Here is a 13,461-nt window from a genome sequence, read left to right on the forward strand (position 1 = left end):
CGCCCCCGCCGTCTCCGGCGGTCGTGTGCTGGCGTGTCCGCGTCCTGTAGGCCGGGCCGCCCCCCGCGGGGGGGGGGGGGGGGGGGGGGGGCGGGCCCCCCCCCCCCCCCCCCCCCCCCCCCCCCCCCCCCCCCCCCCCCCCACGCCGGGGAGCCACAAAGCGCACTATCCTAATAACAATAATCGTCATTTCAATGTCGTAAGATAAAAGGCTGTCCCTGCATGTCTAACTCGATTCAAAGCAACAGCGCAGTGCTGGTGCACTTCACGCTGAAACTTGACGACGGCACCACCGCCGAGTCAACCCGTAACAACGGCAAACCGGCGCTATTCCGTCTGGGCGATGCTTCCTTGTCTGAAGGGCTGGAGCAGCATCTTCTCGGCCTGAAGGCGGGTGACAAAAAAGCGTTCTCTCTGGAGCCGGACGCGGCGTTTGGTATCTCTTCGCCTGACCTAATCCAGTATTTCTCCCGTCGCGAATTTATGGATGCGGGCGAGCCGGAAATCGGCGCTATCATGCTGTTTACCGCGATGGATGGCAGCGAAATGCCGGGCGTGGTTCGCGAGATTAACGGTGATTCCATCACCGTTGATTTTAACCATCCGCTGGCTGGGCATACCGTTCATTTTGATATTGAAGTACTGGAAGTCGATCCGGTACTGGAGGCGTAACATGCAGATCCTGTTGGCCAACCCACGCGGCTTTTGTGCAGGCGTTGACCGCGCTATCAGCATTGTTGAAAATGCGCTCGCCATTTATGGCGCGCCTATCTACGTGCGTCACGAAGTGGTGCATAACCGCTACGTGGTGGACAGTCTGCGCGAGCGTGGCGCAATCTTTATCGAGCAGATAAGCGAAGTGCCGGACGGCGCAATCCTGATTTTCTCGGCCCACGGCGTATCGCAAGCCGTACGCAACGAAGCGAAAGGGCGTGACTTAACCGTCTTTGACGCCACCTGTCCGCTGGTGACCAAAGTGCATATGGAAGTCGCGCGCGCCAGCCGTCGCGGCGAAGAGTCGATTCTTATCGGCCACGCCGGTCACCCGGAAGTCGAAGGGACGATGGGCCAGTACAGCAACCCGAAAGGCGGCATGTATCTGGTTGAATCGCCGGAAGACGTACTGACGCTCAGTGTGAAAGACGAAAGCAAGCTGTCGTTTATGACCCAGACCACGCTGTCGGTGGACGACACCTCTGACGTTATCGACGCGCTGCGTGAACGTTTCCCGAAAATCGTCGGCCCGCGCAAAGATGATATTTGCTACGCCACCACCAACCGTCAGGAAGCCGTGCGATCGCTCGCCCAGCAGGCCGACGTGGTGCTGGTGGTCGGTTCGAAAAACTCATCCAACTCCAACCGTCTGGCGGAACTGGCGCAGCGGATGGGCAAAGCCGCCTATCTGATTGACGATGCCGCGGATATCCAGGAAGCGTGGGTAAAAGACGCCGCCTGCGTTGGCGTAACCGCCGGGGCATCTGCGCCGGATATTCTGGTGCAAAACGTGATTGCCCGCCTGCAATCGCTGGGCGGTGGCGAAGCCATTACCCTGGAAGGGCGCGAAGAGAATATCGTCTTTGAGGTGCCGCGCGAACTGCGTGTCGATGTTCGTGAAGTCGAGTGAATTAATTCTCCCGCGGATGTGAAAAAATGCCAGGCTTAATGTCTGGCATTTTTTATGGAGAAATCATGCGCCTGCCTATCTTCCTTGATACCGATCCCGGCATTGATGATGCCGCCGCCATTGCCGCCGCTATTTTTGCGCCCGAGCTGGATCTCCAGTTGATGACCACCGTCGCCGGGAATGTCTCGGTCGAAAAAACGACCCGCAATGCGTTACAGCTGCTGCACTTCTGGAACGCCGATATTCCGCTGGCGCAGGGCGCTTCTGCGCCGCTGGTGCGCCCATTGCGCGACGCCGCCTCGGTACACGGCGAGTCGGGGATGGAAGGGTATGACTTTGTCGAGCATAACCGCCAGCCGCTGGCTAAACCGGCCATTCTGGCGATTCGTGATGCGTTGATGCACGCCCCGGAGCCGGTGACGCTGGTGGCGATTGGCCCGCTGACCAATATTGCTTTACTGCTCACGCAATACCCCGAGTGCCGCTTCAATATCCGCCGCCTGGTGATCATGGGCGGTTCCGCCGGGCGCGGTAACTTCACCCCGAACGCCGAGTTTAATATCGCCATCGACCCGGAAGCCGCCGCGCTGGTTTTTCGCAGCGGTCTGGAGATTGTGATGTGCGGGCTCGATGTCACCAACGAGGCGGTGCTGACGCCGGAGTATCTGGCAGCATTGCCAACGCTCAACAAGACCGGCAGTATGCTGCACGCGCTGTTTAGCCACTACCGCAGCGGCAGTATGCAAAGCGGGCTGCGCATGCACGACCTGTGCGCTATCGCCTGGCTGGTGCGGCCCGAGCTGTTTACCCTGCAATCGTGTTTTGTGGCGGTCGAAACGCAAGGACAATACACGGCGGGCACCACCGTGGTGGATATCGAAGGAAGGCTGGGGCAGCCCGCCAACGCGCAGGTGGCGCTGGCGCTGGATGTTGATGGCTTCCGCCAGTGGGTGGCAGAAGTGCTGACCCGCGCGCCATAATCAACGGCGGGGCGGGGAGAGTTTCTCGCTAAGATAATCAATCATGGCCCGCATTCGGGCGGGCATATGCTGGTTGCGCGTCCATAAGAGCCACAGGTCGCCGCTGTAATCGCTGATAAACTCCCACGCCGGTAATACCTGGACAATCTCGCCGCTGGCAAGCGCTTCACGCGCGGTAAACAGCGGCAGGCTGCCAATGCCCAGATGATGTTTTACCGCGTCCAGCCGCACGCCGGTATGGTTGGCGGCATAACGTCCATGGGTTTGCAGCGTTTCAACTTTATCACCCCGGCGGAACTTCCAGCGTGAATCGGCGGGTGTCTCACCAAGGCTAATACAGCTATGATCGCGCAACGCCTGTGGGTTATCGGGCGTACCGTGCTGGCGCAAATATTCTGGCGTGGCGCAGATAACGTGACTGACCGGCATGAGCGGCTTACCGTACAAACCCGGCGACGGTGACTGGCTTATCCGTAGCGCCAGATCCACGCCGTCATCAATTAAATCCATATACCGGTCTTCGAGTCGCAGACAAACATCAACTTCGGGGTAGCGGGTAAAAAACTCCGCCATTAAGGGATGAATCACAAAGCGGCCAACCGCTTTCGGTACGCTGAGCGTGAGCTTACCCTGGGCGATGGTCTGGCGGCTGCTGCCGGAATCTACCGCCATCTGCGCGGCGTTTAGCATCTCCTGCGCGTGTTCATAAACCATCTTACCGGTCTCGCTTAGCGCCAGCTTGCGGGTGGTGCGGTGCAACAGTTTACTGCCAAGCGCCTGCTCAAGCCGCGACACGCTGCGGCTGATAGCCGAAGGCGTTGCGCCACAGGCTTTGGCGGCAGCGGAAAAACTCCCCTGATCGACAATCAATACAAAGGTGGCAAGGTCAGGAAGCAGATTAAGGTTCATTTGTGCGTACCAGGCAAAGATGCATTGAATGTGAACGGGATTATCGACACGGATAAAGTGAATATACTCTGCTCATCAACAGGAGAACAACGATGACTGAACGCCTTTATTACACCAGCGATGATACCCGAGGTCACGCGACCATCACGCACTGCACGGCAGAACCCGATGGGCGCTATGCGATTACGCTGGAGCGTACCCTGTTTCATCCGCAGGGCGGCGGACAACCCTCGGACAGTGGCACGCTCGGCGGCAACCCGGTGGAAAGCGTGATGACGCGCGGTGAAGAGGTGGTACATATTGTGGCGCAACCGCTGCCACTGGGTGAAACGACGCAGTGCGTGGATGCTGCCGTGCGCCATCTTCATTCCCGGCTGCACTCCGCCGGGCACATGATCGGTCAGGCAGGCGAAACCTTCGGTTGGCGGCCCATAAAGGCACACCATTGGCCCAATGAAGGGCGCATCACCTTTGCCGCAGGCGAGGGCGGTACGCTGCCGGAGGCGGCACAACTTCTGGCGATAATCCGCCAATGGCAAAACGATAATCTTGCGCGTCGGATAGACTTTGACGGAGGGCTGCGTCAGGTGGGATTTGGCGAGCTGCCGGGATATCCCTGTGGCGGTACGCACGTAGCTCGTTTATCTGAGTTGGGTGAGGTGGTGATAACCCAGGTGAAGATGAAAAAAGGGCAGATGGTAGTGAGCTATACCCTGGAAGCCTGAAAATGAAATGACAGAAACGGTCGCGCGAATTGGCTACCCGTTGCCGGGTTTTAAAGTGCTTTTCTAATTCTCTTTCGCCATTCTGAGCGAGTTTGACTTCTTTCCCCGACTGCGGCAATGATTCATCCTGCGGGATGAATCATGTCTTTTACTGATATTCCTCTCTGTTTATCATTAAATTCTAATTATGGACGTTTTCGGCTGGCGAGGCTGTCGCGGGCTGGTTACTCTGAAAACGATTTACGCAATCTTAACAAAAGAGAATAGCTATGCATGATGCACAAATCCGCGTTGCCATTGCGGGCGCCGGTGGCCGCATGGGACGGCAGTTAATTCAGGCCACGATGGCGATGGAAGGCGTTCAACTGGGGGCGGCACTCGAGCGGGAAGGATCCTCTTTATTGGGCAGCGATGCGGGCGAACTGGCTGGGGCTGGGAAATCTGGCGTGACCGTACAAAGCAGCCTTGAGGAGGTAAAGGACGATTTCGACGTGTTTATCGATTTCACCCGCCCGGAAGGCACCCTGACGCATCTGGCATTTTGCCGTCAGCACGGCAAAGGCATGGTCATTGGCACCACCGGTTTTGATGATGCCGGTAAACAGGCCATCCGCGAGGCTTCAGAAGAGATTGCGATCGTTTTCGCGGCTAACTTCAGCGTTGGCGTTAACGTCATGCTCAAGCTGCTGGAGAAAGCGGCGAAGGTGATGGGCGACTACACCGATATCGAAATTATTGAAGCGCACCACCGTCATAAAGTCGACGCACCGTCAGGGACGGCGCTGGCGATGGGTGAGGCGATTGCCGGGGCGCTGGATAAAGATCTGAAGGACTGCGCGGTCTACTCGCGCGAGGGCTATACCGGTGAACGCGTGCCGGGAACGATTGGTTTTGCCACCGTTCGCGCGGGCGACATCGTCGGTGAACATACCGCCATGTTTGCCGATATTGGCGAGCGCGTAGAGATTACCCACAAGGCTTCCAGCCGCATGACCTTTGCTAACGGCGCAGTAAGATCGGCATTGTGGCTTAACGCTAAGCAAAATGGTCTTTTTGATATGCGTGATGTGCTGAATTTAAATGAATTATAAGAATTTATTACCCATCGTGATGTGGTTATTGTAGTCATAATTGATTGATTACACAGGGCAATATTTTATTGCCCTTTATTTTATCCGTTTTATATTAATTTTAATATGAGTTGCTTGTTTTTATAAGTTATCTGTCCTTAATGTGTTGGTTAAATGTAAATTTTGACCATCTGGTCTACTTTTTCACTCCCTTCTGGCGAATTTAACACTCTTTAGACTCCGCAAGCGTTTTCTACGGTGAGTTAGTTGATCTTTTTGGCCTCTTATCGCGGGTGAATTCATCAACGCCACAAAATAATGATAAAAATTGTCCTTTAAGGTAGACTTTTGCTGAGGCTATCTCTAGAATGCCGCCGTTTGCCAGAAATACGTCGGTAAGCAGATTTGCATTGATTTGTGCCATTGTTATGAATTAATATGCAAATAAAGCGAGTAAATATTCTCTGGAGGGTGTTTTGATTAAGTCAGCGCTATTGGTTCTGGAAGACGGAACCCAGTTTTACGGTCGGGCCATCGGGGCAACAGGTTCGGCGGTTGGGGAAGTCGTTTTCAATACTTCAATGACCGGTTATCAAGAAATCCTCACTGATCCTTCCTATTCTCGCCAAATCGTTACTCTTACTTATCCTCATATCGGCAATGTCGGCACCAATGCTGCTGACGAAGAATCCTCTCAGGTACATGCGCAAGGTCTGGTCATTCGCGACCTGCCGCTGATTGCCAGCAACTACCGCAATACCGAAGACCTCTCTTCCTACTTAAAGCGCCATAACATCGTGGCGATTGCCGATATCGATACCCGTAAGCTGACCCGCCTGCTGCGCGAGAAAGGCGCTCAAAACGGCTGCATCATTGCAGGCGATAACCTGGATGCGATGCTGGCGCTGGAAAAAGCCAAAGCGTTCCCGGGTTTGAACGGAATGGATCTGGCAAAAGAAGTGACCACCGCAGAAACCTACGGCTGGACGCAGGGTAGCTGGACGCTGACCGGTGAACTGCCGGAAGCGAAGTCCGAAGAAGAGTTGCCATTCCACGTGGTGGCTTATGATTTTGGCGCGAAACGTAACATTCTGCGCATGCTGGTTGATCGCGGCTGCCGCCTGACGGTTGTCCCGGCTAAAACCTCCGCAGAAGACGTCTTAAAAATGAATCCAGACGGTATCTTCCTGTCCAACGGCCCGGGCGACCCCGCTCCGTGTGACTACGCCATTGAAGCGATTGAAAAATTCCTTGAGACCGATGTCCCGGTATTCGGCATCTGCCTGGGGCACCAACTGCTGGCGCTGGCGAGCGGCGCAAAAACCATCAAGATGAAATTCGGTCACCACGGCGGCAACCACCCGGTGAAAGATATCGACAACAACGTGGTGATGATTACCGCGCAGAACCACGGTTTTGCGGTTGATGAAGACTCGCTGCCAGCCAACCTGCGCGTGACCCACAAATCGCTGTTTGATGGCACCTTGCAGGGTATCCATCGTACCGATAAACCGGCGTTCAGCTTCCAGGGCCACCCTGAAGCGAGCCCAGGTCCACACGACGCTGCGCCGCTGTTCGACCACTTTATCGAGTTAATTGAGCAATACCGTCAGTCCGCGAAATAATCAGGAGTTAAAGAGCCATGCCAAAACGTACAGACCTAAAAAGTATCCTGATTCTGGGCGCGGGCCCGATTGTTATCGGTCAGGCGTGTGAGTTTGACTACTCCGGTGCTCAGGCGTGTAAAGCGCTGCGCGAAGAGGGCTACCGCGTCATTCTGGTGAACTCCAACCCGGCGACCATCATGACCGACCCGGAAATGGCCGATGCGACCTACATCGAGCCGATTCAGTGGGAAGTGGTACGCAAGATTATTGAAAAAGAGCGCCCGGATGCCGTTCTGCCGACCATGGGCGGCCAGACCGCGCTGAACTGCGCGCTGGAACTGGAACGTCAGGGCGTACTCGAAGAGTTTGGCGTGACCATGATTGGCGCCACCGCCGACGCGATTGATAAAGCCGAAGACCGCCGCCGTTTCGACGTAGCAATGAAGAAAATCGGCCTCGACACCGCGCGCTCCGGCATCGCGCACACCATGGAAGAAGCGCTGGCGGTTGCCGCTGACGTCGGCTATCCGTGCATCATTCGTCCATCCTTCACCATGGGCGGCACCGGCGGCGGTATCGCTTACAACCGTGAAGAGTTCGAAGAGATTTGCGAACGCGGTCTGGATCTTTCCCCAACCAAAGAGCTGCTGATTGATGAGTCGCTGATTGGCTGGAAAGAGTATGAGATGGAAGTGGTGCGTGATAAAAACGACAACTGCATCATCGTCTGCTCCATCGAAAACTTCGACGCCATGGGTATCCACACCGGTGACTCCATCACCGTCGCCCCGGCGCAGACCCTGACCGACAAAGAGTATCAAATCATGCGTAACGCCTCGATGGCGGTACTGCGTGAAATCGGCGTCGAAACCGGCGGTTCTAACGTGCAGTTCTCGGTGAACCCGAAAGACGGTCGCCTGATTGTTATCGAAATGAATCCGCGCGTATCCCGCTCCTCGGCGCTGGCCTCGAAAGCGACCGGCTTCCCGATTGCTAAAGTTGCGGCGAAACTGGCGGTGGGCTACACCTTAGACGAGCTGATGAACGACATCACCGGCGGCCGTACTCCGGCGTCGTTTGAGCCGTCTATCGACTACGTTGTGACTAAGATTCCACGCTTCAACTTTGAAAAATTCGTTGGCGCTAACGACCGCCTGACTACCCAGATGAAATCGGTCGGGGAAGTGATGGCGATTGGTCGCACGCAGCAGGAATCCTTGCAGAAAGCGCTGCGCGGCCTGGAAGTGGGCGCGACCGGTTTCGACCCGAAAGTCAGCCTTGATGACCCGGAAGCGCTGACCAAAATCCGCCGCGAGTTGAAAGACGCGGGCGCCGAGCGTATCTGGTACATCGCCGATGCCTTCCGTGCTGGCCTGTCCGTCGACGGCGTCTTCAACCTGACCAACATTGACCGCTGGTTCCTGGTGCAGATTGAAGAGCTGGTGCGTCTGGAAGAGAAAGTCGCTGAAGTCGGTATTACCGGCCTTGACGCTGACTTCCTGCGCCACCTGAAACGTAAAGGCTTTGCCGATGCGCGCCTGGCAAAACTGGCGGGCGTACGCGAAGCGGAAGTCCGCAAACTGCGCGACCAGTATGACCTGCACCCGGTCTACAAGCGTGTGGATACCTGCGCGGCTGAATTCGCCACCGACACTGCCTACATGTACTCCACTTATGAAGATGAGTGCGAGTCCAACCCGTCCGTTGACCGCGATAAAATCATGGTTCTTGGCGGCGGCCCGAACCGTATCGGTCAGGGTATTGAATTTGACTACTGCTGCGTACACGCTTCGCTGGCGCTGCGCGAAGACGGTTACGAGACCATCATGGTCAACTGTAACCCGGAAACCGTTTCAACCGATTACGACACTTCCGACCGCCTGTACTTTGAGCCGGTAACCCTGGAAGACGTGCTGGAAATCGTGCGCATCGAGAAGCCGAAAGGCGTTATCGTCCAGTACGGCGGCCAGACGCCGTTGAAACTGGCACGCGCGCTGGAAGCCGCCGGTGTTCCGGTTATCGGCACCAGTCCTGACGCCATCGACCGTGCGGAAGACCGCGAGCGCTTCCAGCATGCGGTTGACCGTCTGAAGCTGAAACAACCGGCGAACGCCACCGTCACCGCAATCGAACAAGCGGTAGAGAAGGCAAAAGAGATTGGCTACCCGCTGGTGGTGCGTCCGTCTTACGTGTTGGGCGGCCGTGCGATGGAAATCGTCTACGACGAAATCGACCTGCGTCGCTACTTCCAGACCGCCGTCAGCGTCTCTAACGATGCGCCGGTGCTGCTGGACCGCTTCCTTGATGACGCAATTGAAGTTGACGTTGACGCTATCTGCGACGGCGAAATGGTGCTGATTGGCGGCATCATGGAGCACATCGAACAGGCTGGCGTTCACTCCGGTGACTCCGCATGTTCCCTGCCAGCCTACACGCTGAGCCAGGAAATTCAGGATGTGATGCGCCAGCAGGTGCAGAAGCTGGCCTTCGAATTGCAGGTACGCGGCTTGATGAACGTGCAGTTTGCGGTCAAAGATAACGAAGTCTACCTGATTGAAGTCAACCCACGTGCGGCACGTACCGTACCGTTCGTCTCCAAAGCTACCGGCGTGCCGCTGGCTAAAGTGGCGGCGCGCGTGATGGCGGGCCAGACGCTGGCACAGCAGGGCGTGACCAAAGAAGTTATTCCACCGTACTACTCGGTGAAAGAAGTGGTGCTGCCGTTCAACAAATTCCCGGGCGTTGACCCGCTGTTAGGGCCAGAAATGCGCTCTACCGGGGAAGTGATGGGTGTGGGCCGCACCTTCGCGGAAGCCTTCGCCAAGGCACAGCTGGGCAGCAGCTCCACCATGAAAAAACAGGGCCGTGCGCTGCTCTCCGTTCGCGAAGGCGATAAAGAGCGCGTGGTAGACCTGGCCGCCAAGCTGCTGAAACAGGGCTTCGAGCTGGATGCGACCCACGGTACGGCAGTGGTGCTGGGTGAAGCCGGTATCAACCCGCGTCTGGTGAATAAAGTGCATGAAGGTCGTCCGCATATTCAGGACCGTATCAAGAATGGCGAATACACCTACATCATCAACACCACCGCGGGCCGCCAGGCGATTCAGGATTCCAAGCTGATTCGTCGCAGCGCCCTGCAATACAAAGTGCATTACGACACCACCCTGAACGGCGGCTTTGCCACCGCGATGGCGCTGAATGCCGATGCGACCGAGAAGGTGACATCAGTGCAGGAAATGCACGCGCAGATTAAAAAATAAGTGCGAGCAATAAAAAACGCCGGGCATCTGCCCGGCGTTTTTGTTTTATTTTGTAGCCCGGCCAAGCGAAGCGCCGCCGGGATTAGTTATGAGCCGGCCCCGGCGGCGCTTCGCTTGGCCGGGCTACGTTATCGGTGATTACTGTTCCGTTGCTGGCATTGCCGCGGTGGTCTGCTGCGATTTGCTGGCCTGCTCTTCGCGGAATTTCAGGTTATCCCAGATGCGGAAGAACGGGTAATACATCAAAAGCGAAATCCCCAGATTGACGATTTGCAGCACCGAACCCGAGATATGCCCACCGGTGGCCAGATATCCACTGACCACAATCGGCGTGGTAAACGGCAGCGCGATCCCTGCGGGTTTTGCCACCAGACCCGTCGTCATCGCCACGTAGGAAACAATCACCAGCACCACCGGGGTGAGAATAAACGGCACCACCAGATACGGGTTCATGACAATCGGAATGCCGAACACCATCGGTTCGCTGATGTTAAACAGGCTGCCCGGCGCGGCAATTTTGCCGAGCTGCTTCATCTGCACGCTACGGCTGCGGATCAGCATGAAAATGACTAACCCCAGAAGCGCTCCGGTGCCGCCCGGCGCAATCCACAAATCATAAAACTGCTGGGTAATAATGTGGGGAATAGGCAGGCCGTTCTGGAACGCTTCCAGGTTCTCGGACATATTGCTCAACCAAACCGGGCGGATAAACACCAGCACGATAGTGTCGCCGTGCAGCCCCAGCATCCACAGAATACCAATCAGCAGCACGGAGATAATCATCCCCGGCAGCGAACCGCCAACGTGGCTCATCGGGATGCCGACCAGTTCGGTAATCATGGTGTTGATGTCACCAAACGGCGTCGCTTCGACCAATAAACGCAGCCCCAGCACCACAGCCAGCACGCAAAAACCGGGGATCAGCGCGAGGAATGATTTCGCCACCGCAGGCGGCACGCCTTCTGGCATCCGAATAACCAGATTACGGTCATTCACGAAACGATAGATTTCCGTGGAGAGCAGGGCAATCAGGATGGCGACAAACAGCCCCTGGCTGCCAATCTGCCCCATCGGCATGACGCCTTTTACCAGCTGCGCGACGTCGCTGCCCGCAGGAGTAAACATGATGTGCTGCGGAATGGTCATCACAAAGGCCACCAGAGACACCGCTCCGGCGGTCAGTGGGTCAAGAGTGCGATACTTTTCTGCCAGACGATAGGCGATACCGAAACTGGAGATTAGCGCCATGATGTCGTAGGTCGCTTTCACCGGATAAAGCACTTTTTCCTGCCACGTCGGGCCGAAAAGTTCGGTCATCAGCGTCCCGTAACCCGGCACCGGCAGATAGGCGAAAATCAGGAAAAACGAGCCTATCAGCATAAACGGCATGTTGAGAATGATCCCGTCACGCACTGAGAGCACGTGCTTTTGTCCGGCGATTTTTAGCGCGGTCGGCAAAACGTATTTATCAATTATCGACTTATTCACAGACACCCCCTGCCCGGAGCAGACGTTGCCGACCGGGTTATATTGTTTTCGTTATTATTTGCTGAACTGCGGCAGCCAGGCTTTGTTGATGCTTAATACTTCGTCCACCAGCGCGGTTGCCAGATTGACGTCGGCCACCAGCGGGTTAGCAACCAGTGCCAGCAGCGCTTTATCTCTATCGCCGTGCACCGCGGCCTCGATGGTCAGGCGTTCAAAATCTTTGACCTGTTGCGTCAGGCCGTTCATCAGCGGCGGCAATTTGCCAAAGGCCAATGGGTGCGCGCCCAACGCGTCAATCAGACAGTTGGTTTCAATCACGGCGTCATCCGGTAGCCCCTGAATGGCACCGTTATTGGCGGTGTTGACCACCATTTCGATGCCTGAATTGTTGTGTAAGGCATTGATTAATTGCACCGCCACTTCGGAATAGAATGAACCACCGCGCAGGCTAAGCTCATCCGGTTTCTTATCCAGATGTGGGTCGGCGTACAGCTGAAACAGGGATTCTTCTACTTTCATCACCTGCTCGGCGCGGGTGCCTTTACTGCCAGCGTCCGCCAATTCGTCCTCTAACATGGTGCGGGTTTGCCAGAAGTAGCGGTGATAAGGACAGGGAATAGCGCGCAGGGCGCGCAGTAACTCAGGTGGCCATGGAATGGCTTTGATATTGTTCATCGACAGCTGTTCGCCGTCGCACAACATTTCAATCACCTCATCGGTGGCATCACGCCCCGCAGCCAGTACCTTGTGTACCCAAACCATATGATTCAGCCCGGCAAAGCGCAGCGTGACATCGCTATGCGGCAGCTTAAGCATATCGGCAATCATGTGGTGCATGGTAACCGGCACGTTACACAGGCCGATGATTTTAGCCTTGCTGTAGCGCGACACGGCTTCGGTGACAATCCCGGCCGGGTTGGTGAAGTTGATTATCCAGGCATCAGGCGCAAGGCGCTCGACGCGTTCGGCGATATCCAGCATCACCGGAATGGTGCGCAGCGCCTTGGCAAAGCCGCCTACGCCGGTGGTTTCCTGGCCCAGCAGTTGATGGCTTAACCCAAGACGCTCATCGGCGGCGCGCGCCGGGAGTTGACCGACGCGTAATTGGGTGAGGACGAAGCGGGAGCCCTTAATGGCGGCGTCGGCATCAAAATGTACCGACACCTTGACGGACTCCAGACCGTTGCGGTTGAACATCCGGCGGGCGAGGGCGGCAATAATGTCTACCTTTTGCCGACCCGCTTCGACATCCACCAGCGCCAGTTCCGCCATTGGCAAGGAGGCGTGGTGCGCAATCAATCCTTCAATCAATTCCGGGGTATAGCTGCTTCCCCCGCCAACAACGGTTATTTTCATCGTTTTCTCCGGGGCTTATGCCATTAACTGGATGGCTTTGTCGAGTACGCGATCGCCGCGCATGGTGCCGTAATCCATCATGTCGATAACGGCGACGGGCTTACCGAGGGGAGCCGAAATCTCACTGAGCCGGGCGAGCTCAAACTGCACCTGCGGGCCGAGCAGGATCACATCTGCCTGAGCAAGCTGGCTTTCAATTTCCGCCACCGGGTAGGCGTTGATTTCAACGGCCAGTGAACGTTTTTCGGCTTCAGCACGCATTTTCTGCACCAGCATGCTGGTAGACATTCCCGCGGCGCAGCACAACATGATTTTTTTCATTACAACTTTCCCCTCGTTTGAAAACATATTTCATACATTAGCGGTTTTACTTAGCATGTATGAAAATTATTTTCATGAGTGTGATCGGGGTTAAACTATTGCTTAGCCGTATGACGACGGC

General features: G+C 56.2%; 11 protein-coding genes. 7 read left to right on the forward strand and 4 right to left on the reverse strand.

Annotation, left to right across the window (positions count from 1 at the left end; all coding sequences use genetic code 11):
• Positions 1 to 222 precede the first annotated feature (222 nt).
• The 3 genes from fkpB (at position 223) to rihC (ending at position 2,604) form a co-directional block, all read left to right on the forward strand.
• Positions 223 to 672: an FKBP-type peptidyl-prolyl cis-trans isomerase gene (gene fkpB / locus ACIPDS_RS17785; protein WP_166516387.1), complete on the forward strand. Its 450-nt coding sequence runs from the start codon at positions 223 to 225 to the stop codon at positions 670 to 672.
• A 1-nt stretch (position 673) separates the two neighbouring features.
• Positions 674 to 1,624 carry a 4-hydroxy-3-methylbut-2-enyl diphosphate reductase gene (gene ispH / locus ACIPDS_RS17790; protein WP_400738629.1) on the forward strand — a complete coding sequence of 317 codons (951 nt, stop codon included), beginning with the start codon at positions 674 to 676 and terminating at the stop codon, positions 1,622 to 1,624.
• Positions 1,625 to 1,689: 65 nt separating this feature from the next.
• The gene (gene rihC, locus ACIPDS_RS17795; protein WP_400738632.1) at positions 1,690 to 2,604 is read left to right on the forward strand and encodes a ribonucleoside hydrolase RihC; all 915 of its coding nucleotides are present in this window, start codon (positions 1,690 to 1,692) and stop codon (positions 2,602 to 2,604) included.
• Here the strand turns inward: rihC and ACIPDS_RS17800 are convergent, their stop codons facing one another.
• Positions 2,605 to 3,513, reverse strand: a complete 909-nt coding sequence (locus ACIPDS_RS17800; protein ID WP_400738635.1) for a LysR family transcriptional regulator — start codon at positions 3,511 to 3,513, stop codon at positions 2,605 to 2,607.
• Between the two features lie 92 nt (positions 3,514 to 3,605).
• Between ACIPDS_RS17800 and ACIPDS_RS17805 the strand changes: the two genes are divergently transcribed.
• From ACIPDS_RS17805 to carB, 4 genes are all read left to right on the forward strand, one after another.
• Complete coding sequence (locus tag ACIPDS_RS17805; RefSeq protein ID WP_400738638.1) at positions 3,606 to 4,238, forward strand: alanyl-tRNA editing protein; 633 nt, start codon at positions 3,606 to 3,608, stop codon at positions 4,236 to 4,238.
• Between the two features lie 269 nt (positions 4,239 to 4,507).
• Positions 4,508 to 5,329, forward strand: a complete 822-nt coding sequence (gene dapB, locus ACIPDS_RS17810; protein WP_400738641.1) for a 4-hydroxy-tetrahydrodipicolinate reductase — start codon at positions 4,508 to 4,510, stop codon at positions 5,327 to 5,329.
• 455 nt (positions 5,330 to 5,784) lie between these two features.
• Positions 5,785 to 6,933, forward strand: coding sequence for a glutamine-hydrolyzing carbamoyl-phosphate synthase small subunit (gene carA / locus ACIPDS_RS17815; protein WP_166516381.1), 1,149 nt, complete (start codon positions 5,785 to 5,787; stop codon positions 6,931 to 6,933).
• A gap of 17 nt (positions 6,934 to 6,950) precedes the next feature.
• Positions 6,951 to 10,175 carry a carbamoyl-phosphate synthase large subunit gene (gene carB / locus ACIPDS_RS17820; protein WP_400738646.1) on the forward strand — a complete coding sequence of 1,075 codons (3,225 nt, stop codon included), beginning with the start codon at positions 6,951 to 6,953 and terminating at the stop codon, positions 10,173 to 10,175.
• 138 nt (positions 10,176 to 10,313) lie between these two features.
• Here the strand turns inward: carB and celB are convergent, their stop codons facing one another.
• From celB to ACIPDS_RS17835, 3 genes are read right to left on the reverse strand one after another with little or no spacing between them, the layout of a single operon-like run.
• Complete coding sequence (celB, locus tag ACIPDS_RS17825; protein WP_166516379.1) at positions 10,314 to 11,663, reverse strand: PTS cellobiose transporter subunit IIC; 1,350 nt, start codon at positions 11,661 to 11,663, stop codon at positions 10,314 to 10,316.
• Between the two features lie 54 nt (positions 11,664 to 11,717).
• Positions 11,718 to 13,019 (reverse strand): 6-phospho-beta-glucosidase, encoded by a 1,302-nt coding sequence (locus ACIPDS_RS17830; RefSeq protein WP_400738650.1) that lies wholly within the window; start codon positions 13,017 to 13,019, stop codon positions 11,718 to 11,720.
• 15 nt (positions 13,020 to 13,034) lie between these two features.
• Positions 13,035 to 13,340: a PTS sugar transporter subunit IIB gene (locus ACIPDS_RS17835; RefSeq protein WP_166516377.1), complete on the reverse strand. Its 306-nt coding sequence runs from the start codon at positions 13,338 to 13,340 to the stop codon at positions 13,035 to 13,037.
• Positions 13,341 to 13,461: the final 121 nt, after the last annotated feature.

Source organism: Kluyvera sp. NPDC087067 (assembly GCF_044745165.1).
In the GTDB taxonomy this organism is placed as follows: Bacteria; Pseudomonadota; Gammaproteobacteria; order Enterobacterales; family Enterobacteriaceae; genus Kluyvera.

What these genes read in the sequence shown, in the direction of transcription:
- carB (WP_400738646.1), top strand. Translation starts at nt 6,951, where the DNA reads ATGCCAAAACGTACAGACCTAAAAAGTATCCTGATTCTGGGCGCGGGC.
- ACIPDS_RS17805 (WP_400738638.1), top strand. Translation starts at nt 3,606, where the DNA reads ATGACTGAACGCCTTTATTACACCAGCGATGATACCCGAGGTCACGCG.
- rihC (WP_400738632.1), top strand. Translation starts at nt 1,690, where the DNA reads ATGCGCCTGCCTATCTTCCTTGATACCGATCCCGGCATTGATGATGCC.
- ispH (WP_400738629.1), top strand. Translation starts at nt 674, where the DNA reads ATGCAGATCCTGTTGGCCAACCCACGCGGCTTTTGTGCAGGCGTTGAC.
- ACIPDS_RS17800 (WP_400738635.1), bottom strand. Translation starts at nt 3,513, where the DNA reads ATGAACCTTAATCTGCTTCCTGACCTTGCCACCTTTGTATTGATTGTC.
- fkpB (WP_166516387.1), top strand. Translation starts at nt 223, where the DNA reads ATGTCTAACTCGATTCAAAGCAACAGCGCAGTGCTGGTGCACTTCACG.
- ACIPDS_RS17835 (WP_166516377.1), bottom strand. Translation starts at nt 13,340, where the DNA reads ATGAAAAAAATCATGTTGTGCTGCGCCGCGGGAATGTCTACCAGCATG.
- ACIPDS_RS17830 (WP_400738650.1), bottom strand. Translation starts at nt 13,019, where the DNA reads ATGAAAATAACCGTTGTTGGCGGGGGAAGCAGCTATACCCCGGAATTG.
- dapB (WP_400738641.1), top strand. Translation starts at nt 4,508, where the DNA reads ATGCATGATGCACAAATCCGCGTTGCCATTGCGGGCGCCGGTGGCCGC.